The following is a 23,651-nucleotide window of genomic DNA, read 5'->3' as shown; positions in this document are numbered from 1 at the left end:
TTATCGGCTTTTTTAAGTTTTATTGCTAAAATAAATCAAGCACATCATGTGCTGTCTTGTCCTCTCTCAAGTTTATATTGTCAAGGTCAAGAGTGAATGTGACACTTATAAAGTCAGGATGATTTATCGACAATCCCTTGAGTATCTTCTTCATCTCCTCTTCCTCAATACCAAATATTCTTACTGGGCTAACACCATCACTCTCCACGTTGCTGTCATAAAGGCGTGACATAGTGAACTGGTAATATCCGTCACAAGCTTCTGCAAACTTGTAAAGGCTATAGAGAATGACTTCGGGTGAAGGAGTGAGCCAAGGAGTGCGAGTAAATTTTGCTCCGCCATCCTCTTTACCAGACTTTTCAGTAAAGCCAAAGCCAACATGCTTCAACGGCAAAGCGGCTATGCGCTTTAAGGCTGCAGGTATTGACTTCAAAGCACTGGCACTCACACCTTCAGTTGTACTTAAAGTGTTGACAATTGAACTTTGAGCTATCATTTCATTAAACCCAAATTGGCTTATATACCATCCTACTTCTGGAGTGTACGCTAAATTTGCCAGCATTAATGCCCATATATTATTATCCTCAAGATTACTATCTCTAAGCATCACTCCCAATTTTGTTTCTGCGTCACCAATAATAACACCAGAATCTCTTAAGAAACGATTGAAAGCAGGAACCTGATTGTTTCCTAAAGAGTTCTCTATCTTAAAATTGTTTCCTAATTTCACATATTCTTGAAACCATTCAATCTTTGGTCCATGAGCTGCATAGCAGTCTATTGATTTTTTCTTATTCATATTTCCTAAGCCTTTAGATAACCATAATGATTTATAAACGTAACAGCCTGTATCTATATCCAGACATTTTCCGCACTTTATACACTTATCTGATATTGTCAATTTTCCTTCCTCGTCAAAATGCAGATTGCCATATTTGCAATTTGCCATACATACATGACACGAAACACAATAATGACTTTTTCTACATACTATTCTAAGTTTCTTTAAGAACAAAGTTCTTGAAGGAGTGTTATCATTATAAGTACTTATGCGTAAATAACCCTCTTGAAGCTTGACGACATCAACGTAATATTGCCCATCACTTGTATCTATCGTTACCTTACCCTTAGATTTGTCTATAACGTATGTTCCTACAGTTTTCAACCATTGGAACCAGTCATTATTGGCATCTTTGAAAGTAATGACCAAATTACTTCCTATTATTGATTCATAATAGTCCTTGGGGGCTATTGACAGGTCACGTCCATTCTTTCTTGCTTTCCAACCATTATTTTCGATATAGCTTCGTATTCGCTCTTCTTTGCCTTTATCAGCCACATCCAGATCATGAATGATATTTAACAATGGTTGTGTAGATTCATTATAGCATAAGTTGTTCAGATAATCGTTCCTGTTTGTGGACATTGGACACACCAAACATCCAGCTCTCGTATTGCCACGTTTGTAAGCTTCATTCAAATGTAACTTGTTTGCATAGATATAAAGATACACTTCTGCAGAACTCCACATTAATATTGGATTGCAACTGTATTGACCTTTATGTTTTGTCCCATACGATATATAATCATAAGCACTACGCCTTACACTTTCATCTGCTCTAACACCAACAAACGCCATTTCTGTAACAGCATTCTTTCCTACAATATCTTTTATAAGCAACAATTGTGGAGTTGTCTTATGCACACTACAACACCATCTAATCGTTGCAGCAGGAGGTCCAAACTTCTTCCATGAATCAATAGGTTTTAAATGGGATTTTGCAACATAAAACCTTATTCCTTTTTTCTTACATTTAGCCTTAGCTATTTCTACAGATTTATAAGTGTCTGGAAATTCCATACCAGTGTCTCCAAATATGACTACAAAAGAATCATGAGGCAAAGCTCTCTGTACAATATCTAAAGCTACTTCACTATCTTTTCCACCGCTATAAGAGACATGGAATATATCAACCTTTTTTTTATAAGACAGATATGTATTATATACCCCTTTTATTGTATCTGAGACAAAAGCCTCAAACAACTTCTCATTCTTAGATACCATTAAGTCAATATTTACTGGAGACAACTTGACTCCTTCAGGTTCAGGACTTTCTATCAGTTTTATAACTGGAGCTGTGAAGAATGTTCCACCTTTTGTTTGAGCAACAAGTCTACCCTTATAAATATAATTGTTTGCTTCTGCCCACATCAATGGCACAGAATCATCCTTATCGTAATCCCAGTATTTATCGAATCCCAATATATCAAGCTCTCTGCTATATACCGGGCGAGGTTCCTTGCTGAATTGCATTGGAGTGCTATTCAACAGAAAACCACCTGTCTCTATGTCCCAAGAATATGAATACATGGTTATTTATTTTTGTTGTTACTTTGTCTTAATTTTAAAGCTTCACTTATAGCTGTCTCTATTTCAGCATATTTCCTATTCGCAATACAGCCCTCAGATACAAGAAAATCTAAAGCTTCCGTTTTATTTGTCCAGACATCATTCCTAGACAAAATTACCGCTATCATTTCCATAAAAGAGATATCCAATCCTTTTTTTAAAGAAACAATACCACAAACCTTGCTTTGACCAAGACTCCCATTGAAATACAATTTAAATATCTTACTCTCTGTCAACAAGTAGCTCTCCAGTAATCGATGTGTCCAAGGATAGTTGCACTCCGGAAACGCTGAAAAACATGTTATATCCCTGATAGGACAAAAACACTTTGTTCTAACTATATACTCTAAGAGTATTTTATCAATAGCATCAACATCCCACTTTACTTTATGCTTTGCCACGAAGTCTGTTTCATTGATACGTATGCTATACTTTAGTAGCGACTCCAAATGATAATTTACCGTTGTGCCAAGAGATTGTGCAAGATGCTTTACTTCTTCCAACATATACTGCTCATGGCATTTTGCAAAAGCAAGCATAGCTTCACCAGCAGAGAGACTTTCACCCTTTCTGCTTATCACAGCATTATTGAAATCGAATTTATCAATAAGCAATACAGCCAAAGCTTTGCGTATTCCCAATTCTGGGATATCCTGATTGTTGTTTATTACTTCAGGAACACTTTGCTGCACATATTTGATAAGTTCATCACTACCCATGAATTGATACTCGTTGATGTATGCATCTATAGCTTTGGATATCTTTGACAATTCTTCATTAGAAATATCAAACTTGTCTTTATGAAACCTTTTACCAACACCAGCGCTAATCAATACATTCTGATTACGGTTGAAGGCATTGCGAACTGCATTTTCTGGAAGATACGACAAGGCCTCAACAACTTTATCTTCTTCCATCAATTGCCATTGGTCATGCATAAAAGAAATTACTTCCTCATCCACATTTACCTCAACATTATGGTATAAAGTCATATAACTGGAGCCAAAGTATACTTTATCATCGTAAATGAACTCTAAACAAGTGCGCAGCAAATTATTATTAGCTATCAGAGTATCAAGCAACCGGTCCTTAAAATGACGAAACAGACATTCATAAAAGACATAACCCTTGCCTGATGACAAGCAAGTGTCTATATAATCCTTTAATTCATCCTTCAATTCAGTTGGCATCATTCGGTCGACTACATATAACTTACCATCTGACTCTACACCACATTCTTTAAGGACAGAAGACAATTCTTCATTACTCATATCACACGGCCCACCTGTTACTTTTATATATAGTTCTTTAAAGCGATTTAAGTCAATTGGTGATTTTATGCGTAGACCTTTGGAAAACTTATCAGAAAGTATCTCTTTGAAAATACTCAATCTTTTCGGAGCAATTATTTGTGCTTCATGCAAATTGGTAACTTCTTCATTAGAAGGAAAATTGCCATAAATAGTATGTTCTACTGGCTCCGGATACATTTCAAATGCCTCGTCTAGAATTTTCTCATACTCATCATGACAGTTTGCGTACATATCCACAATATTTTCAAATAACTTATTAGGACTCGAAATTCCCTTTTCGCCTTCAGTTATTATATATTCAAGAGCTGACATTTGAAGCTGTATGCCATTCTCATTACGATACTTGTCGCTAATTTCTATACCATTCATAATCATACGGTTTCTTAGCCGTTTCGACAATGCCGAAACCGCATCCTTACGCACAACTTTTCCTTTGGACACTTTTTGGTAAGCATCCATAAGCAAAGCTACTTCGAATTTATTCCAAACAGTCCTTTTAAATGGTGAAGGCATAGTTATTAGTTATTCTCCAACCGAACCCTAAGATTAGAAGATTTATATTTTATTGTTCTTGGATTTTACAAAATGAAAAGCGCGGGTTCTTTCTTCCGCTATCCATTCCACTATCCGAGGTCTTCGCATTACCTATACAGTCAGAACAGACAGCATGCAGAAAGCCCACGCTTATGTATAAATAAACCCTACACGCGAATATGCCGCATATATACCCTATGGATACACCATGGGTATATATACGACAAAACACGGTAGGGTATTAATATACCTCACCGTGAGCATCTACCTTGTTGCCTCGTCCAGGACTGTATTTGTAAAGTTGCGAAGTTTACGGATAGTCACAGACAAGCGTTAGTAAACGCTCCATAAATGTAAGTCAGCACCCGCCCGCTTATTTCCCTTTCGGGCTTTCTGCATGGCAGATACCAGATACAAAATTAATGAAATTTTCTTTAATTGCAATATGGTTTATGCCTTTTTTGTTTTCGTACATACATATCCATAACTAAATAGCTGCAATATTACAAGACTTACCTTTAAAGTTTGCCGCTGTCAACGATATTGTGTAACTTTGGTTCATATAAACAAACAATTAAAACACACATGGAAGAACCAAGCATAAACTATGACCTCACGTTTATGAGCTTTAGTCGGAAGATAAAGAGCATGAGGGTGGGAAGCATCAAGCGATCTGGCATAAAGAAGATAGCGAAGCCTGTATTGCTGTTGGCAGTAATCAAGGGAATAGAGGACGGAGTGTTCACGCAGAATTGCTTTGAATATGAGCAGCTTGCAAGGATTTATGAAGAAGTGTTCAGAAAATACGCCGAGATAGCTAAGCAGACAGAATACACCCCACTCTATTATCCCTTCTACCATCTGCAAACGAGCGACTTCTGGAACCTCAGCCTTAAGAATCCGCATTCCGCAAGAAGTTGCAGCACACCCTCCCCTGGATGGCTCCGCAACAACGTGGAATACGCCTACATCAACCCCATGCTATGGGACATGCTGCAACAGAAAGACTACCGCAACCGCCTTGCCCAGTTTATCGTGGAGGAGAAAATTAACACCGCCACGGCACGAAGCCGCAGCATCATGAGAATGCTGCTCAACTGGCTTGTGGCTATATAAGGAATAGGACAGGGTGTCGTGAAGGTCATGAGTGTCACGAAGTCATTAAGAAAACATTCATTCAAAAGATACTGTTATTGCATTTTACTAATGCAAATATCGTACAAGCAGTAAAAATCTGTTACAAATAAAAAATCGATTCTAGAGATTTCAGAGGCGGGTTTTATCGGTTTTTGAGGTGCCAGAGACATCACTACTTACCATTCAGGGCTTCTTTGCAATGCAAAGGGAGTACTTTTGCAATGCAAAGAAGCCCTGAATGAAGAGCAACTGAAGCCTAAATGGAGGGTAAAAGTAGTCCTTTTGCAAGCAAAGGAAAGGTTTTCACATGTCCATTCATTGCACACTCCCTCTTACTATTACCATAACTCACTGTATACAAACATATTAAATACTACACACGCAAAACTCAAGAATTTCGAGCCAAAGATTTCTTTGTGCGTTCAGCTCGCAGTTTTGAGCCGTCATAAATGCAAATATTGTATTGGTTGCAGTGGATTTGCCTGTCATGCAGTACAACATTAAGCCTCTTTCCAGTCGTCTATAGTTCCTGTCTTCGAAGAGAAACTGACGCCTATTTTGCGTATTTGGCGACTGTCTGCCTCATACGGACGTGCGTAGCCCTTGTCTTCGATTTGCAGCAATGCTTCGTCAGCTGTGCCGTCAAGCTTGAATTCGAAGATACAGACGCAGTTTTTTGTTTCGATAATGCAGTCTGCCCTTCCCTCGCTCTGCTGCTTTTCGGTAAGCACAATATAGGTACTGAGAATACGGAAAATCAAGTAGAACGTATAGTGGAAATAGCGTTCCTTCTCCGTTTCCATATCCTTACGGCGCATGGTGTAAGGTATGCTTGCAAAGAAAGCCGTTAGGCTCTTGCGCCATGTGTCGAGGTCGTCATGCTGTAAGGCACGATAAAGCTGAATGGCAAGCGTTGTTGCCGACTCTTTTGTTCCGAGATAGTTGGAGGCGAGAAGCGTCAAGAAACCTTTCTTCACCTCGTTGTTCGGAAGGTCGAGCAAGTATGAATTAGAATACGGGTCGTAATCCTTTATGGTCAGATAGCCGCTCTGATAAATCATTGGCAACGGGCGCTCCACATCTGCTCTATAGTCAACAAACTCTGACGTGTCATAATAATTGCCGGTCAGGTCGTTCAGATTCTCGTTGGTATGATTGAGCAGACGTACAAGATAAGTAGGTGTGCCGGTTCGGAACCAATAATCCTGAATGCTACGGCTGTTTAATGCATTGAGCACACTAAACGGATTGAAGATGTCGGTCATTTTATTGCTGAAGTGATAGCCGTCATAATGACGTTGCAGCATATCGCGCACTTCTTCGGAAGTCACGCCCATTTCCTCCGCCATTGCGTCAATCTCGTCATGGAACACCGTCTCCATTTCTTCCTTCGTTATGCCACATATCGCATCATACTTTGCATTCATACTGATGTCCTCGGGCTGATTGAATCCGCTGAAGACACTCACCTGCGAGAACTTGGTGACACCCGTCAGTAGCACAAATCGCAAATCTTGGTCGGCAGCCTTAAATACAGAGTAAAAACCTTTGAGCGTCTCACGGTTATAATCTTCCATCAACAGTTCCTCATCGTCAAGTTTCACCTTACGCTCCGTATCAAGCACGTCAAGCAACGGCTTGTCATATTCGTCAATAAGCACCACACAACGCTTGCCGGTCTGCTTGTGTACGTGGGCAAGCAATCGGACAAAGCGTTCGCCAGGTGAATAGTCGGGGTTTCCTTGGAAGCCGTATTCGCGCTCCCAGTCTTCAACGCGTCCCTTGATAAGTCGTTGTAGGGTATGAGGAACGGTGAAGTCGCTTCCGTTAAAGTCGATATGAAATATAGGATATTGCTCCCATTTGGTTTCCAATGAATCGATGGCAAGCCCAGTGAAGAGATCTTTCTCTCCACTGAAATAATATTTAAGCGTTGACACAAGGAGGCTTTTTCCGAATCGTCTTGGACGACTCAGAAAGTAAGTTTGGCCTTCGTCTGCCAACTTATACAGCAGCGCAGTCTTGTCCACGTATACAAAACCGTCCTTGCGTATTGTTTTAAAATCTTGTATGCCAATAGGAAATTTCATAATCAGTTGTTTTGATTTACAAATATACTTTATTTTAATGATTCATACAAATATTCCTCTGATATCTTTCATAAAGAAAAAAATGTGTAACTTTGAGCACAAATAAACATTAAAGTATATATGATTATGACATTACTTGAAGCTATAAAGCAACGACATAGTGTGCGCAGGTACGTTCATAAGCCACTGTCGGCAGACATCATTGAGACGTTACAGAAGAAGATTGAGGAGTGTAACGCCGAGGGCGGGCTCCACATACAGCTTGTGACTAACGAGACAAGGGCATTTACGGGCATCTTCTCGTATGGCAAGTTTTCGGGTGTGGAGAATTATCTGGTTATGGTTGGCAAGAAGGCTGATGACCTTGACGAGCGTGTGGGCTATTACGGAGAACAGCTTGTACTGCTGGCTCAAACACTTGGATTAAATACTTGCTGGGCTGGACTGAGCTATCGCAAGGTGAGCGAGGCTTACATAGTGGGCGATGACGAAAAACTAACATGTATGATTGCCTTGGGATATGGAGCAACTCAAGGCTTTAAGCGCAAAAGCAAGACAATAGAGCAGGTAAGCAATGTCTGCAACGACTCGCCAGAATGGTTTCGCAATGGTGTTGAAGCTGCTCTCTTAGCACCTACTGCCATCAATCAACAGAAGTTCTCGTTCACCCTGTTGCCTAACGAACAAGGCTCCGAAGTTAAGCCTAAGGTTATAGCAAAGCGAGGTTTCTCTATGGTGGGATATACAAAAATGGATATAGGCATAGCCAGACTACATTTTGAAATTGGTGCAGGAAAGGAAAACTTCGATTGGGCGTGAATAATTATGAATATCCAACAACTGAAATATATCGTGGCAGTCAACCGCTTTCGCAGTTTTGCAAAGGCGGCTGAAGCCTGCAATGTGTCACAGCCTACGCTAAGCGCAATGCTTGTGAAACTGGAGGACGAACTTGATACTCGCATCTTTGAGCGCAATAATAAGTCGGTTGCTCCTACTACAGAAGGTGAGAAGATAATCCGTCAAGCAGAATTGGCTCTATTAGAAATAGAACGTATCAGCGAAATTGTAAAGGAAGACAAAGGTGAGGTTGGTGGCAAGTTTGTTATTTCGGTTGGCCCAACTATAGCCCCTTACATCCTACCCAAGTTTATCAAGCATTATCGTGAACACTACCCATCTGTAGATCTTACCATCTGCGAAATGAAGGCCGACTTCATGCTTGAAGCGCTGGTACGTGGAGAAATAGATGCAGGCATCGCCATTTCTGATAATACACATTCGGGTGTATTGGAGATTCCGCTATATACGGAGAACTTTTATGTCTATTTGGCTGAAAGCTGCTGGCGCAAATTACCTGTGTTCAAACCAGAAAATCTGGAGCACGAGAATATGTGGATAATGAAAGAAGCCCAATGTCTAAGGAATAGTGCATTCTCTTTTTGTAAAGCGCGAAGCAAAGGCAATCATATATATGAGGCAGGAAGTATAGAAACTCTTATCCGTATTATTGACGAAAACGGAGGCTTCACCATCATTCCTGAAATGCACATCCAGTTTCTATCTGACAATCAGCGCAACAATGTACGCAAACTTGATAGCAACTTTCTCTCTCAACGCAAAGTGTCGCTATATATTAAGGAAGGCTATATCAGAGAAAGGATGCTGAATATAGTCACGAATACCCTTAAAACGTTTATGCCACAGGGAATGCTCGGTGAGGGAATTATGAAATACGGTATTAAACTTTAGACATATCCATAATAGACGATATCTATATTAGTATAGATAAAACCATTTGTTTGTCTATGACAAATAGTATACCTTTGCAGTACATTATTTAATATTTAAAATGACAACAAATAAATATCTATACAAATATGGCAGACAATAATAAGAAATACCTCATTGTAGGTGGTGTGGCAGGTGGTGCTACTGCAGCCGCTCGTATAAGAAGACTGACAGAAGATGCTGAAATCATTATGTTTGAGAAGGGCAAATACATTTCGTATGCCAACTGCGGACTACCTTATTATATAGGAGGTGTTATTGAAGATCGTAACCGACTGTTTGTACAGACACCTGAAGAATTCGGCAAACGTTTTAATATTGATGTACGCACAGAGAACGAAGTGCTCTCCATCAATCCCGACAAAAAGCAAGTAGAAGTACGTAAGGCAGATGGCACTACATACCAGGAAAACTATGATAAGCTGCTGCTCTCTCCTGGAGCTTCTCCCGTTGTTCCTCCATTGAAAGGCATCGACAGTGAAGGCATATTCACTCTTCGCAATGTAAGCGATACTGATCGTATCAAGGAGTATATGACAACACACAGCGTAAGACATGCAGTGATTGTTGGCGGTGGCTTCATAGGTCTTGAGATGGCAGAAAACCTGAAGCACGCTGGTGTAGAGGTGGCTGTTGTGGAGATGGCACCACAGGTGATGGCTCCTATTGACTATTCAATGGCATCACTCGTACACGAACATTTGCTTCAGCAAGATGTAAAGCTGTATCTTGAACAGGCGGTTGATGCGTTCTCTCGTAAGGACGACGAACTGACTGTACATTTCAAGTCGGGCATATCACTTCAAGCTGATATGGTTTTGCTAAGTATCGGTGTAAGAGCACAAACAAGGTTGGCTCAAGATGCTGGCCTGCAACTGGGTGAGATGCGTGGAATATGGGTGAACGAATACTTGCAAACATCCGATTCAGACATCTATGCTGTGGGCGATGCCATAGAATATCCACATCCTATAACGGGCAAGCCTTGGCTGAACTTCCTTGCTGGTCCTGCCAATCGCCAAGCACGCATCGTAGCTGATAATATGGTGGAAGGCAACAAGGAGATATACGAAGGCTCTATAGGTACAGCCATTGCCAAGGTGTTTGATATGACCGTAGCCTCTACGGGTCTGCCTGCCAAGCGTCTACGACAGATGGATATTCCGTATCTCTCTGCCACTATCCATAATGGTTCGCATGCAGGCTACTATCCAGGTAGCCTACAAATGACTATCAAGGTAACCTTCTCGCCCAACGATGGACGTATATATGGTGCACAGATTGTAGGTTATGAAGGTGTGGATAGCCGCATCAACCAACTTGCACTTGCCATTAAGCAGGGAGCTACTGTAGAGCAGCTCACCCGATTGGAACATGCCTATGCTCCTCCTTTCTCTTCTGCCAAAGACCCAGTGGCAATAGCTGGATATGTGGCATGCAATATTCTTAGTGGCAAGATGGAGCCAGTATATTGGAGAGAGATGCAAGATGTCGACCCTTCGAAGGTTATGCTTATAGATGTGCGCACTGCAGACGAATATGCTTTGGGTACTATTCCTGGTGCTATTAACATTCCGCTTGATAATCTACGTTCGCATATTTCAGAGCTTCCGTCCGACCGCGAGTATTGGCTCTTCTGTGGTGTAGGTCTGCGTGGTTACCTGGCATCAAATATCCTAAAAGGAAATGGATTTAAAAATGTGAAGAATCTCATTGGTGGACTCAAAATATATAAGGCTGCTACGGCTAAAATTGATATTCCTAATGGATTCTCTACTATTGAGGCAAGCCACACTTGTTATTCGGGGTCTTGCTCAACATCTTCTAACACCGTAATAAAGGTTGATGCGTGCGGCCTCCAATGTCCAGGTCCTATTATGAAGATGAAGCAAACTATGGATAATCTCCAGTCTGGTCAGACTCTTGAGATTCGGGCTACAGATGCAGGATTTCCACGTGATGCAGAAGCTTGGTGCAGAACTACGGGCAACCATTTCCTAACCAAACGTTCAGAAGCAGGCATTCATATCGTAGAAATAGAAAAGGCTACACCTTGCGCTGCAGAAGCAGTAATACCACAAACCAATAATAAGGGTAAAACTCTGATTCTGTTCAGTGATGATTTGGACAAGACTCTTGCAACATTCGTATTAGCCAATGGTGCAGCAGCAACAGGCAAGAAGGTTAGTATCTTCTTCACCTTCTGGGGACTCAATGCTATAAAGAAAGACCATAAACCAAAGGTTAAGAAAGATTTCTTCGGACGAATGTTCTCATGGATGTTGCCTTCTAACTCTAAACATCTAAATCTCTCCAAGATGAATATGTTTGGTATAGGCAGCCGTATGATGCGCTATCTAATGAAGCAGAAAGGTGTTGACTCGCTCGAAACACTACGTCAACAAGCTATTGACAACGGTGTGGAGTTTATCGCATGCCAGATGTCGATGGACGTAATGGGAGTGAAGCGAGAAGAGTTGCTCGATAATGTAACAATAGGTGGTGTTGCCTCTTACATGGAACGTGCAGAGCAGGCTAATGTAAATCTATTTATATAAAAAAAAACTCGTTGTACATCGCAAATGGACGTACAACGAGTTTTTTTATTTATTCTAAATTATATATAGAAGAGTTTTTGCTATAAAGCTAACAAGCTCGTCAACTCATAAACAAACAACTTGTCTACTCGACAACTCAAATTAGTATTCACCCCAAGCCTTGATGTCGATATCCTCAAGCTTGGTTGTGCAGAATGCATAGATGAAAGCACTTGCAAGACGAGCGTTGGTGATAAGAGGCACGTTGAGGTCGATAGCTGCACGACGAATCTTGTAGCCGTTGCTGAGCTCTGAACTTGTAAGGTTCTTCGGTATGTTGACAACCATATCGATTGTATGGTTGTGCAACAGGTCGAGAGCCTTAGGCTCGTCACCCTCCTCTGAAGGCCAAAGTACGAGTGTGTTCTTTATGCCGTTCTCTGTAAGGAACTTGCTTGTACCGCCAGTAGCATACAAATTGTAGCCATTCTCGATAAGCATCTTGGCAGCATCGAGCATAGCAACCTTCTGCTTTGCACTACCTGTAGAAAGAAGAATGTTCTTCTTCGGGATGCGATGGCCTACAGAGAGCATACTCTTAAGCAATGCTGTGTTGGTGTCGTCGCCCAAACAACCTACCTCACCAGTAGAACTCATGTCTACGCCAAGCACTGGGTCGGCCTTCTGCAGACGGTTGAATGAGAACTGCGATGCCTTGATACCTACATAGTCGAGGTCGAAGAGGTTTTTGCTCGGCTTCTCTACCGGCAGACCAAGCATTACACGAGTTGCAAGCTCGATAAAGTTTATCTTCAGAACCTTGCTTACGAACGGGAACGAACGTGAAGCACGCAAGTTACACTCGATAACGAGGATATCGTTGTCGCGGGCCATGAACTGGATGTTGAACGGACCGTTGATGTGAAGCTCCTTGGCAATCTGACGACCTACACGCTTACAACGGCGTACTGTCTCAACATAAAGCTTCTGCGGCGGGAACTGGATAGTAGCGTCACCAGAGTGAACACCGGCAAACTCGATGTGCTCAGAGATAGCGTAAGCGATAACCTCACCATTCTTGGCAACGGCATCCATCTCAATCTCCTTGGCATGCTCGATGAACTTGCTAACTACAACTGGATGGTCCTCGCTAACGTTGGCAGCCAACTGAAGGAATCGCTTAAGCTCGTCCTCGTTAGAGCAAACGTTCATGGCAGCACCAGAAAGCACATACGACGGACGTACAAGTACCGGGAAGCCTACACGCTCAATGAAGCGATCGATGTCCTCCATACTTGTAAGTGCGCTCCATTCAGGCTGGTTGATACCATTGTTGGTAAGCATCTGCGAGAACTTTGCACGGTCCTCAGCGTTGTCGATGTCCTGAGCCTTGGTACCGAGAATTGGCACGTGCTGCTCGTCGAGAAGCATAGCAAGGTTGTTTGGAATCTGACCACCGGTAGAAACGATAACGCCATAAGGTGTCTCCAGGTCGATGATATCCATAACACGCTCGAATGTAAGTTCGTCGAAGTAGAGACGATCGCACATGTCGTAGTCGGTAGACACGGTCTCTGGGTTATAGTTAATCATAACTGAGCGGTAGCCCTCCTTACGGATTGTGTTAAGAGCCTGAACGCCACACCAGTCGAACTCTACAGACGAACCGATACGGTAAGCACCCGAACCAAGAACGATGATAGAACGCTTGTCGTTCTCGAATGTGATGTCGCTCTTTACACCAGCGTATGTAACGTACAGATAGTTGGTCTGTGCTGGATACTCGGCAGCGAGGGTGTCAATCTGCTTTACAACTGGAAGAATGCCATAGTTCTTACGACGTGAGCGAACTACGAGCGATGCCTTACGCATTGACTTAAGTTCGTCCTCCAATCCTACGGCACGTGCAATCTGGAAGTCGGTGAAACCATAAACCTTTGCAGTACGGAGGAGTTCCTTATCGAGTGTGTTGATGTTGCACTTCTTCATAGCCTCATCGATGTCGATGATATGCTGCAACTTCTCAAGGAACCACTTGTCAATCTTGGTAAGGTCGTGAATCTGGTCGACAGTATAACCCTTGTGCATAGCCTTAGATATGACAAACACACGCTTGTCGGTCGGCTCGCGCAGAGCTGAGTCAATATCTTCAATCTCAAGTTCCTTGTTCTCAACAAAGCCGTGCATGCCCTGGCCTATCATACGAAGACCCTTCTGAATAGCCTCCTCAAAGTTGCGGCCGATAGCCATAACCTCACCTACCGACTTCATTGAAGAACCCAACTCCTTGTCTACACCACGGAACTTAGAAAGGTCCCAACGTGGAATCTTGCAGACTACGTAGTCGAGAGCCGGCTCGAAGAATGCGCTGGTGGTCTTTGTTACAGAGTTCTTCAACTCGAACAAGCCGTAGCCCATACCAAGCTTGGCTGCAACGAAAGCCAATGGATAACCGGTAGCCTTAGAAGCAAGAGCAGAAGAACGGCTCAAGCGAGCATTAACCTCGATAACGCGATAGTCTTCCGACTGTGGGTCGAAAGCATACTGCACGTTACACTCACCTACAATACCAATGTGACGGATAATCTTAATGGCAAGGGCACGGAGCTTGTGATACTCTGAATTGGTGAGAGTCTGTGACGGAGCGATAACGATCGACTCACCAGTGTGAATGCCCAGAGGGTCGAAGTTCTCCATGTTACATACGGTGATACAGTTGTCGTAGCGGTCGCGCACTACCTCATACTCTATCTCCTTCCATCCCTTCAAACTCTTCTCTACCAATACCTGCGGTGAGAATGAGAATGCCTTCTCGGCAAGTTTGTCGAGTTCCTCCTCATTGTCAGCGAAACCAGAACCGAGTCCACCAAGAGCGTAAGCAGCACGGATAATAACCGGATAGCCAAGTTCGGCAGCAGCCTTACGGGTCTGCTCCATATTCTCGCAAGCCTCGCTCTTGATAGTCTTAACGTTGATTTCGTCGAGCTTCTGAACGAAGAGCTCACGGTCCTCTGTGTCCATGATGGCCTGAACCGGAGTACCAAGCACCTTCACGTTATACTTCTCGAGAATGCCCTGACGATAGAGTTCAACACCGCAGTTGAGCGCTGTCTGTCCACCGAACGAGAGCAGGATGCCGTCGGGACGCTCCTTCTTGATAACCTCCTCAACAAAGTGAGGCTGAACAGGAAGGAAATATATCTGGTCGGCAACACCCTCTGATGTCTGCACTGTTGCGATATTAGGGTTGATGAGCACTGTCTTCACACCCTCCTCACGCAGAGCCTTCAAAGCCTGAGAGCCAGAATAGTCGAACTCGCCCGCTTCGCCAATCTTCAAGGCACCCGAACCGAGCAACAATACTTTCTTTATATTTTCGTCTTTCATTTATTCTAATGCTTTATTTTTATTAATGTTTAATCAAGCTAAAGCCTTTTAATATCAAACATTTCACTCCCCTCCCTACGGGGGAGGGGTTGGGGGTGGGGCTTTTTACTTATTGAGGGTATCCACAAACTTGTCGAACATGAACTCGGTGTCTACCGGACCTGAGCATGCCTCTGGGTGGAACTGGCTTGAGAACCAAGGCTTTGACTTGTGGCGGATTCCCTCGTTAGAACCGTCGTTCATGTTTACGAACAACTCTTCCCAGTCAGCACCGAGTGTCTTTGCATCAACAGCATAACCGTGGTTCTGCGATGTCACGAAGCACTTCTCTGTGCCAACCATGCGTACAGGCTGGTTGTGAGAACGATGACCGTACTTAAGCTTATAGATGTGAGCACCTGCAGCCTTAGCAAGCAGCTGGTTGCCCATGCAGATACCACAGATAGGCTTGTCGGAAAGGCTCATCTGCTTCTGGATAATCTTAACGGCAGCCTCGCACATGTCAGGATCGCCAGGACCGTTGGCAAGGAAGAGTCCGTCAAACTCCATGTCAGTGTAGTCGTAGTTCCAAGGCACACGAATTACCTCGCAACCGCGGTTGATAAGACAACGGATGATGTTGGCCTTAACGCCACAATCAACAAGCACAACCTTCTTCTCGGCACCCTCGTTGTAGCGTACAATCTCCTTGCAGCTAACCTTGTCAACAAAGTTAACTCCAGCATACTCGGCTGTCGGGATATTCTCGGGCTCGTCGTCGAAAATGATCTTGCCCATCATCACACCATGCTCGCGCAATACCTTAGTCAGCTCACGAGTATCGATGCCGGTGATACCAGGCACGTGCTCGCGCTTGAGCCAGTCGGCAAGGCTCTCAACGGCATTCCAATGGCTGTACTCCTCACTATAGTCAGCAACGATGATAGCCGAAGCGTAGATTTTGTCACTCTCCATGAACGTGGGAAGTCCGTTCTCTTCAATTGAGAAAGGAGGCACGCCATAGTTACCTACAAGCGGATATGTCAGAGTCATGAGCTGTCCTGCATAAGAAGGGTCGGTCAGCGACTCGGGATAACCCATCATCGCCGTGTTGAAAACGACCTCTCCAGCCACAGGTGCCTCATAACCAAATGACTTACCATGGAACTTGGTTCCGTCTTCCAATACTAAAGTTACATTTCTCATAGTTATATTTTCTCGTTATTGTTCTTATAGTTTCTCTTTTCATTGTTGCAACTGACGTCTGCGACCTCAGCTACTATATCGCGCACAGACGCCCTGAAAGCGCAAAAGTGTTATGTATTTTTACTTTTGCCCTTTCAGGGCGCATGCAGTAATGCCGACATAACGATACGGTCAAGACACCGTATTTGATGTGTCTACATTAGCTTCTCCATATAGTTGACAAATGCCTGATTGCAGAGTTTTGTGCCACCCGGTGTAGGATACTTACCAGTGAAGTACCAATCGCCTTTGTGATCGGGTATAGCCTCATGCAATCCGTCGATTGACTGATATACGAGTTCAACTGGCGTCTCCAGTTCCTCAGGACGAAGCATCTCAACTATCTTGTTGTTTATCTCGTTGATAGAGAACGGCTTGTATACGTCGCGCACACAGTTGCGCATCATCTCCTTCGGTTTGAGCAATTCAAGTTTGCACGACTCGTATACTCGCTTCAGCAGATCTTGCATGCCACGTTCCTTTATCAGTTCCATCGTGGCACGGAACACGCAGAACTCCTCCAGACGCGGCATATCGATGCCGTAATAGTCGGGATAGCGTATCTGCGGAGCCGACGACACGATGACTATCTTCTTAGGATGCAGACGGTCGAGTATGCGCAGAATGCTCTCCTTGAGCGTTGTGCCGCGCACGATAGAGTCGTCAATCACGACGAGGTTGTCGACATACGGCTCAATACAACCGTAAGTGATGTCGTAGACATGCGACGCAAGGTCATTGCGCGAGTTGCCCTCGGTGATGAACGTGCGCAGCTTGATGTCCTTTAAAGCCACTTTCTCAGAACGCACGTATGTGTCGAGTATAGCGTGCAACTCCTCATCGGTTGGCTTATGGTCGAGCTGTTGGATGCGCTTCACCTTCAGCTCGTTGCTATATTTCTTAAATCCAGAAAGCAGACCGTAGTATGCCACCTCGGCAGTGTTCGGTATGAACGAGAATACCGTATGGTCTATATCGCCGTCAACAGCCTTGAGCACCGGTTCGCGCAGCAGTTCGCCAAGGCGTTTGCGCTCGCGGTAGATGTCTCTGTCGGAGCCACGGCTGAAGTATATACGCTCGAACGAGCAGGCAGAATCGCCTCGCTGCTGTAGTATCTGCTCCATACGCACCTTACCCTGACGGCTTACAAGCAACGCGTAGCCAGGCTGCAGTTCCTGAATGTCTTCACATTCCAGGTCGAACGTAGTCTGAAGCACTGGGCGCTCGGATGCCACAGCCACAAACTCGTCGTTAGCATAATAGAACGCAGGGCGAATGCCCCACGGGTCGCGCATTGAGAACATCTCACCAGAACCCGTAAGTCCGCACATCACATAGCCACCGTCGAAATCAGGCATCGAAGTGCGCAGTACGTTGGCCATATCCATGTGTTCATCTATATAATGAGTCAGTTCCATTCCCTCAAGTCCGCGGTTCTTGGCTTCCACGTAGTTGCGTTCAGCCTCACGGTCGAGTCGATGACCCATCAGTTCGAGCAATGTATATCCGTCGCTATATATGCGCGGAAACATGCCTCGCGTAAGCATTTTCTGGAATATCTCGTCGATATTCGTCATGTTAAAGTTGCCGCAGATGCACAGATTCTTGGCCTGCCAGTTGTTGCGGCGGAGGAAAGGATGAACATACGAAAGTCCCTTCTTTCCTGTCGTGGAATAGCGCAGATGCCCCATATACAGCTCACCGGCAAACGGAAGATGCTCCTTGGCAAAGTCGGCATCGGCAAGCAGTTCAGGTCTCAATCGGGCAAACTCTTTCTGCACACGACCGAATATCTCGGTTATGGCATCCTTGCCCTCTGCACGTTCACGGAACATATATTCCGTTCCTGGTTGTCCGTCAAGTTTCACACATGCCATACCAGCTCCTTCCTGGCCACGGTTGTGCTGCTTCTCCATCATCAGATAGAGCTTGTTTAATCCGAACATCCAAGTACCATACTTCTGCTGATAGTACTCAAGTGGCTTGAGCAACCTGATCATTGCCACGCCACACTCATGTTTTAGTGGTTCCACGGTTTCTTAACTTTACTTGTATAACTCTTAATTCATTATATATGCAGCTTCTGTCCATGTCGTCATTTTGGCATCAGACGAGCCACATAGTGCGTGTTTTCCTGAGATTTGAATAGCTATATGACGTTTGTGCGTACGCACAGCCGACATATGGATAAAAATTAAGCGTCAAGCAAATAGCCCAACGCTCAACCAAGATATTTAGTTTCGGATAATATTAACCAACAAAGAAGCCACCGACGTTACGATGCCCACGAATGAGAACCATAAAGTCGTTGAAGAACCGATGGCTGAGTTTTTAGACTTTACACCATTGGGCTCCACATATATATAATCATTCTGCTGTACATAATAGTACGGCGAATTGATAATATTAGCATCATTGAGATTCAGACGATGAACCTCCTTCTGACCGGTAGCGGTCTCACGAATAAGCAATACATTGTCACGACGACCATAAATAGTCAAGTCGCCTGCCTGAGCCAAAGCTTCAAGCACGCTCATCTTCTGAGTAGTAACGGGCACAACCTTAGGCGAAGCCACTTCACCAGCCACTGTAATACGATAACTTGACATATTGACAGTTACGACAGGATGCTCTTCATTAGCAAGGTACGGGGCTACCTTGTCAGCGATAAGCTTTTCGCATTCAGTCTTGGTCATACCTGCTACACGCATTCTACCAACAACGGGAAAATCTATATCTCCATTATTGTCTACAAGATAAGTAAGCAAAGCACCTGTGCCGCTGCTTAATTTTCCACCTTCACCAAGCGTGCTCTGTACAGAAAGGTTGAAAGGTCTACCCGCCTCAGGATCAGATGTAACCACTGTAATGGTCAACTCGTCTTTTGGCATGATGCGTGCATCATACAAGCCTACAGAAGGGGCAAGATTCAAAGTATCAATATTCTGAAAATAAGCGACCTTTTTTGCTGTTGAACAACCGTTCAGCAACAAAACCACCGCCATTAAAAATATAGGAAATAATACCTTTTTCATATATATATTATAATGTTTTGCTAACCGCGTTAAATTTGCATCTGCAAAAATACGACTTATTTCCGACATTGACAAAGTTTTCAACAAATAATTTTATATCTCCTAAAATAATTTCATTTTAACAATATAAAACCTTAAAACATGTACAAAAACTTTGGTTTACTTGACACAATGTCACTTTTTTATATTAATTTTGCGTGTACAAACACTACTTTTATAAAATGAACAACGACAAAGCCTACTCTCGACAGAACAAAGTGCTGCTGATATACACCGGTGGCACAATTGGTATGGGTCGCAATCCCATGACGGGAGCACTCGAACCGCTGAATTTCGAGCACCTGATAGAAAACTTGCCCGAGTTTGCCTACCTTAAGACAGACATTGACACATACCAGTTTACACCACCTATCGACTCGTCGGACATGTCGCTGAGACGTTGGGCGCAACTCGTGCGCATCATTGCCGACAACTACAACCAATATGACGGATTCGTCATTCTGCACGGCACCGACACCATGGCATACACAGCAAGCGCTCTGTCGTTCATGCTCGAGAACCTGACCAAACCCGTCATACTTACAGGCTCGCAGCTGCCTATAGGACAATTGCGCACCGACGGCAAGGAAAACCTCGTAACAAGCATCGAATTGGCAAGCATACACAATGAAGAAGGACACGCAATGGTACCTGAGGTATGCATATACTTCAACGGACGATTGCTGCGCGGCAACCGATGCACCAAACAGAACGCTGACGGATTCGACGCTTTCAACTCGTTCAACTACCCTCATCTTTGTGATGCCGGCGTGGAATTCAGCTTCAACAAACACTACATTCTAAAGCGCGACTTCACCAAACCGATGATACCACATTTCGCAATGGACCCCAACGTAGTGGTATTCTCGCTGTTCCCTGGCATACAGCAGAACATCGTACGACACGTGCTTGAAGCACCCGAACTGCGAGGCATCGTACTGCGCAGCTTCGGCAGCGGCAATGCGCCACAAAAACCATGGCTCCAACAGCTCCTAAAAGAAGCTACACGACGCGGTGTGACTGTTGTAAATATAAGCCAGTGTGTAGCAGGAAGCGTCAAGATGGGACGCTACGAGGCAAGCTATCAGCTCAAGGACGCAGGCATTGTGACCGGATACGACTCGACAGTAGAGAGCGCCGTGGCAAAACTGATGTTCCTGCAAGGACACTATACCGACAGCAATGTGATAAGAACTCTCATGAACCGCAACCTATGCGGAGAGATAACAAAATAACAAAAAAAAATCGAGATGCCAACCATAAACCCTTTTGCCCGCCCTGTGTACCTAATGGCCAAACCAGCGGGTAGTCTTTGCAACCTGCGTTGCAAGTACTGCTATTACCTTGAAAAAGGCAAATTATACGACAACAACGAAAAGCACATAATGAGCGACCAGTTGCTCGAAAAATTCATAAAGGATTACATTGAAGCACAAACCATGCCCGAAGTTATGTTCACATGGCATGGCGGCGAAACACTCATGCGCCCAATATCATTCTATAAAAAAGCATTGCGACTACAGCAACAATACGCTGGCGGACGACGCATCGACAACTGCATTCAGACCAATGCCACAATGCTGACAGAAGAATGGTGCAAGTTCTTTCATGACAATAATTTCCTTGTAGGCGTATCTATTGATGGACCACAGGAGTTTCACGATGCCTACCGCAAGACTGCTACCGGCAGACCTACATGGAACCAGGTGATGCGTGGCATACGAATGCTTAATAAATATAATGTAGAATGGAATGCTCTGGCAGTTGTCAACAACCTCAACGTAGAGCATCCGCTTGAATTCTATCATTTCTTCAAGGATATAAACTGCCACTTCATACAATTCACCCCTATCGTAGAACGTATTGTCGACAACCGCGCCGACGGACTGCAGCTTGCACCTGGTATGACCGAAGGTGGCAAAATGGCCGACTTCAGTGTTACCGCCGAACAATGGGGAACCTTCCTCTGCGCCATATTCGACGAATGGGTGCGCCATGACGTAGGCGAGTATTACATACAATTGTTTGACAGCACTCTTGCCAACTGGGTTGGCGTTGCCCCCGGACTATGCACGATGGCGGCAGAGTGCGGACACGCCGGAGTTATGGAATACAATGGCGATGTTTACTCATGCGACCACTTTGTATACCCAGAACATTTGTTAGGAAATCTGCGCGAGAGCACTGTCACTCAAATGATGTACTCGCCAAAGCAACGCGAATTTGCACGAATGAAAAAAGAATTGCTGCCAAAGCAGTGCAAAGAATGCGACGTATTGTTTGCATGCCATGGCGAATGCCCGAAAAACCGATTCATAAACGACCGCTACGGCAACCCAGGACTGAATTATCTATGCGCCGGATATCACAAGTTCTTCAAACATGTTGCCCCATATATGGAATTCATGAAGGGCGAATTGGCTGCAAAACGCCCACCTGCAAACGTCATGAACTATATCGTAAGCGAGTAACGTTCACTACATTATAAAAATCGCAACCGAATCATACATACAATAACAGCAAAAGCCCCCAAGAAGCATCACACTTCTTGGGGGCTTTCGTTATATATTAGCCTTTAAATCTTTACTTGGCATAAGCTACCGAACGTGTCTCACGTATTACGGTAATCTTAACCTGACCAGGATAGGTCATCTCAGTCTGAATCTTGTTGGCTATCTCACCAGACAGCTTTTCTGTCTCTTTATCGTCCATCTTGTCAGCACCGACAATCACGCGCAACTCACGACCAGCCTGAATAGCATAAGTCTTGGTAACACCAGGATAAGACATTGCAATAGCTTCAAGGTCATTAAGACGCTTGATGTAAGCCTCAACAATCTCACGACGAGCACCAGGACGAGCGCCAGAGATTGCATCACAAACCTGTACAATCGGAGCCAACAATGTATTCATTTCCATCTCGTCATGATGAGCACCGATAGCGTTGCAAATGTCCGGCTTCTCCTTATACTTCTCGGCTATCTTGGCGCCATAGAGTGCGTGCGGCAATTCGCTCTCCTCATCAGGCACTTTACCAATATCATGCAACAAGCCAGCTCGTTTTGCCTTCTTCGGATTCAAGCCAAGTTCGGCAGCCATAACAGCACAGAGGTTAGCTGTCTCACGAGCGTGCTGCAGAAGGTTCTGACCATACGACGAGCGATACTTCATCTTACCTACAATACGTATGAGTTCGGGGTGCAATCCGTGTATACCAAGGTCAATGGCAGTACGCTTACCCGTTTCAATAATCTCGTTGTCAAGCTGCTTTTTTACCTTAGCCACAACCTCCTCAATACGTGCCGGATGGATACGACCGTCGGCTACAAGCTGGTGCAAAGCCAAGCGACAAACCTCACGGCGAACAGGATCGAAAGCTGAAATCACGATAGCTTCAGGCGTATCGTCAACCACAATTTCCACACCAGTGGCAGCCTCAAGAGCGCGGATGTTACGGCCCTCACGACCAATGATACGACCCTTCACCTCATCATTGTCAATATGGAATACGCTGACTGAATTTTCAATTGCCGTCTCTGTAGCCACACGCTGTATTGTCTGTATCACAATCTTCTTAGCCTGTGTATTAGCATTGAGCTTAGCCTCGTCCATTATCTCATTGATATAGCTTGCAGCGTCAGTGCGAGCCTCATCCTTCAGACTCTCCACAAGACGGCTCTTAGCCTCTTCGGCGCTGAGACCCGAAAGTTCCTCAAGCTTCTCACGTTCCTTGGTCTGCATTTTGTCGAGTTCTTCTTGCTTCAACGCAATAAGCTTCTTCTCGTTGTCAATGCGCTGCTGGCACTGCTCTACTTCCTGCTTACGACGTCCGAGTTCCTCCTGACGCTGATTGAGTGAAATCTCACGCTGCTTGAGACGATTCTCGTTTTGCTGGATTTTCTGGTTGCGCTGCTGCACTTCCTTTTCAAGCTCAGACTTCTTGTTAAGGAACTTTTCCTTTACTTCCAAGAGCTTTTTCTCTTTCAATACTTCAGCCTCCTTAGTAGCGGCTGCTATCATTTCATTATATTTTCCCTTTAGATAGCGGAAAACAGCATAGCCTGCGACAACGACTACAACGAGCGCTACCAAGGCTGCGATTAATATACCTAACATGTTTTCTTGTTACTTTATTATGTTTCTGTTATTTATTT

Annotated in this window: 14 protein-coding genes; 6 read left to right on the top strand and 8 right to left on the bottom strand. The window is 44.2% G+C overall.

Annotated elements, in window-relative coordinates; translation table 11 throughout:
- Positions 1–25 precede the first annotated feature (25 nt).
- Both I6E38_RS03190 and I6E38_RS03185 read right to left on the bottom strand, forming a co-directional pair.
- Positions 26–2,263 (bottom strand): phosphoadenosine phosphosulfate reductase domain-containing protein, encoded by a 2,238-nt coding sequence (locus I6E38_RS03190; protein WP_235392643.1) that lies wholly within the window; start codon positions 2,261–2,263, stop codon positions 26–28.
- A 110-nt stretch (positions 2,264–2,373) separates the two neighbouring features.
- Positions 2,374–4,236: a hypothetical protein gene (locus tag I6E38_RS03185; protein ID WP_235392642.1), complete on the bottom strand. Its 1,863-nt coding sequence runs from the start codon at positions 4,234–4,236 to the stop codon at positions 2,374–2,376.
- A 606-nt stretch (positions 4,237–4,842) separates the two neighbouring features.
- Between I6E38_RS03185 and I6E38_RS03180 the strand changes: the two genes are divergently transcribed.
- Positions 4,843–5,373 (top strand): phosphorothioated DNA-binding restriction endonuclease family protein, encoded by a 531-nt coding sequence (locus I6E38_RS03180; protein WP_235392641.1) that lies wholly within the window; start codon positions 4,843–4,845, stop codon positions 5,371–5,373.
- 521 nt (positions 5,374–5,894) lie between these two features.
- Here I6E38_RS03180 and I6E38_RS03175 read toward each other — a convergent pair.
- The gene (locus tag I6E38_RS03175; protein WP_235392640.1) at positions 5,895–7,484 is read right to left on the bottom strand and encodes an ATP-binding protein; all 1,590 of its coding nucleotides are present in this window, start codon (positions 7,482–7,484) and stop codon (positions 5,895–5,897) included.
- Between the two features lie 126 nt (positions 7,485–7,610).
- Here I6E38_RS03175 and I6E38_RS03170 point away from each other — a divergent pair, with 126 nt between their 5' ends.
- From I6E38_RS03170 to I6E38_RS03160, 3 genes are all read left to right on the top strand, one after another.
- Positions 7,611–8,303 carry a nitroreductase family protein gene (locus I6E38_RS03170; RefSeq protein WP_235392639.1) on the top strand — a complete coding sequence of 231 codons (693 nt, stop codon included), beginning with the start codon at positions 7,611–7,613 and terminating at the stop codon, positions 8,301–8,303.
- Positions 8,304–8,309: 6 nt separating this feature from the next.
- A complete protein-coding gene (locus tag I6E38_RS03165) occupies positions 8,310–9,236 on the top strand; it encodes a LysR family transcriptional regulator (protein WP_235392638.1) in 927 nt (308 codons plus the stop codon).
- A 128-nt stretch (positions 9,237–9,364) separates the two neighbouring features.
- Positions 9,365–11,833 (top strand): FAD-dependent oxidoreductase, encoded by a 2,469-nt coding sequence (locus tag I6E38_RS03160; protein ID WP_235392637.1) that lies wholly within the window; start codon positions 9,365–9,367, stop codon positions 11,831–11,833.
- Positions 11,834–11,974: 141 nt separating this feature from the next.
- Here the strand turns inward: I6E38_RS03160 and carB are convergent, their stop codons facing one another.
- The 4 genes from carB to I6E38_RS03140 form a co-directional block, all read right to left on the bottom strand.
- Positions 11,975–15,199, bottom strand: a complete 3,225-nt coding sequence (gene carB / locus I6E38_RS03155; RefSeq protein ID WP_235392636.1) for a carbamoyl-phosphate synthase (glutamine-hydrolyzing) large subunit — start codon at positions 15,197–15,199, stop codon at positions 11,975–11,977.
- Between the two features lie 105 nt (positions 15,200–15,304).
- On the bottom strand, positions 15,305–16,384 hold the full coding sequence (gene carA / locus I6E38_RS03150; RefSeq protein WP_235392635.1) for a glutamine-hydrolyzing carbamoyl-phosphate synthase small subunit: 1,080 nt from the start codon (positions 16,382–16,384) through the stop codon (positions 15,305–15,307).
- 194 nt (positions 16,385–16,578) lie between these two features.
- On the bottom strand, positions 16,579–18,456 hold the full coding sequence (locus I6E38_RS03145; protein ID WP_235392634.1) for an amidophosphoribosyltransferase: 1,878 nt from the start codon (positions 18,454–18,456) through the stop codon (positions 16,579–16,581).
- Between the two features lie 201 nt (positions 18,457–18,657).
- A complete protein-coding gene (locus I6E38_RS03140) occupies positions 18,658–19,458 on the bottom strand; it encodes a polysaccharide biosynthesis/export family protein (RefSeq protein ID WP_235392633.1) in 801 nt (266 codons plus the stop codon).
- 221 nt (positions 19,459–19,679) lie between these two features.
- Here I6E38_RS03140 and I6E38_RS03135 point away from each other — a divergent pair, with 221 nt between their 5' ends.
- On the top strand, positions 19,680–20,732 hold the full coding sequence (locus I6E38_RS03135) for an asparaginase (RefSeq protein ID WP_235392632.1): 1,053 nt from the start codon (positions 19,680–19,682) through the stop codon (positions 20,730–20,732).
- A gap of 15 nt (positions 20,733–20,747) precedes the next feature.
- Positions 20,748–21,968 carry an anaerobic sulfatase-maturation protein gene (locus I6E38_RS03130; RefSeq protein ID WP_235392631.1) on the top strand — a complete coding sequence of 407 codons (1,221 nt, stop codon included), beginning with the start codon at positions 20,748–20,750 and terminating at the stop codon, positions 21,966–21,968.
- A 112-nt stretch (positions 21,969–22,080) separates the two neighbouring features.
- On the opposite strand, the gene rny is transcribed toward I6E38_RS03130, so the two are convergent.
- Positions 22,081–23,613: a ribonuclease Y gene (gene rny, locus I6E38_RS03125; protein ID WP_235392630.1), complete on the bottom strand. Its 1,533-nt coding sequence runs from the start codon at positions 23,611–23,613 to the stop codon at positions 22,081–22,083.
- Positions 23,614–23,651 lie beyond the last annotated feature (38 nt).

The sequence above is a fragment of the Leyella stercorea genome, assembly GCF_021531355.1.
Classification (GTDB): domain Bacteria; phylum Bacteroidota; class Bacteroidia; order Bacteroidales; family Bacteroidaceae; genus Prevotella.
The sequence above is the reverse complement of the archived record's forward strand: the minus strand, read 5'-3'. Positions and strand labels throughout refer to the sequence as shown.

Coding starts and splice junctions, on each gene's coding strand:
- I6E38_RS03185 (WP_235392642.1), bottom strand. CDS start 4,236: ATGCCTTCACCATTTAAAAGGACTGTTTGGAATAAATTCGAAGTAGCT.
- I6E38_RS03180 (WP_235392641.1), top strand. CDS start 4,843: ATGGAAGAACCAAGCATAAACTATGACCTCACGTTTATGAGCTTTAGT.
- I6E38_RS03175 (WP_235392640.1), bottom strand. CDS start 7,484: ATGAAATTTCCTATTGGCATACAAGATTTTAAAACAATACGCAAGGAC.
- I6E38_RS03170 (WP_235392639.1), top strand. CDS start 7,611: ATGACATTACTTGAAGCTATAAAGCAACGACATAGTGTGCGCAGGTAC.
- I6E38_RS03165 (WP_235392638.1), top strand. CDS start 8,310: ATGAATATCCAACAACTGAAATATATCGTGGCAGTCAACCGCTTTCGC.
- I6E38_RS03160 (WP_235392637.1), top strand. CDS start 9,365: ATGGCAGACAATAATAAGAAATACCTCATTGTAGGTGGTGTGGCAGGT.
- carB (WP_235392636.1), bottom strand. CDS start 15,199: ATGAAAGACGAAAATATAAAGAAAGTATTGTTGCTCGGTTCGGGTGCC.
- carA (WP_235392635.1), bottom strand. CDS start 16,384: ATGAGAAATGTAACTTTAGTATTGGAAGACGGAACCAAGTTCCATGGT.
- I6E38_RS03140 (WP_235392633.1), bottom strand. CDS start 19,458: ATGAAAAAGGTATTATTTCCTATATTTTTAATGGCGGTGGTTTTGTTG.
- I6E38_RS03135 (WP_235392632.1), top strand. CDS start 19,680: ATGAACAACGACAAAGCCTACTCTCGACAGAACAAAGTGCTGCTGATA.
- I6E38_RS03130 (WP_235392631.1), top strand. CDS start 20,748: ATGCCAACCATAAACCCTTTTGCCCGCCCTGTGTACCTAATGGCCAAA.
- rny (WP_235392630.1), bottom strand. CDS start 23,613: ATGTTAGGTATATTAATCGCAGCCTTGGTAGCGCTCGTTGTAGTCGTT.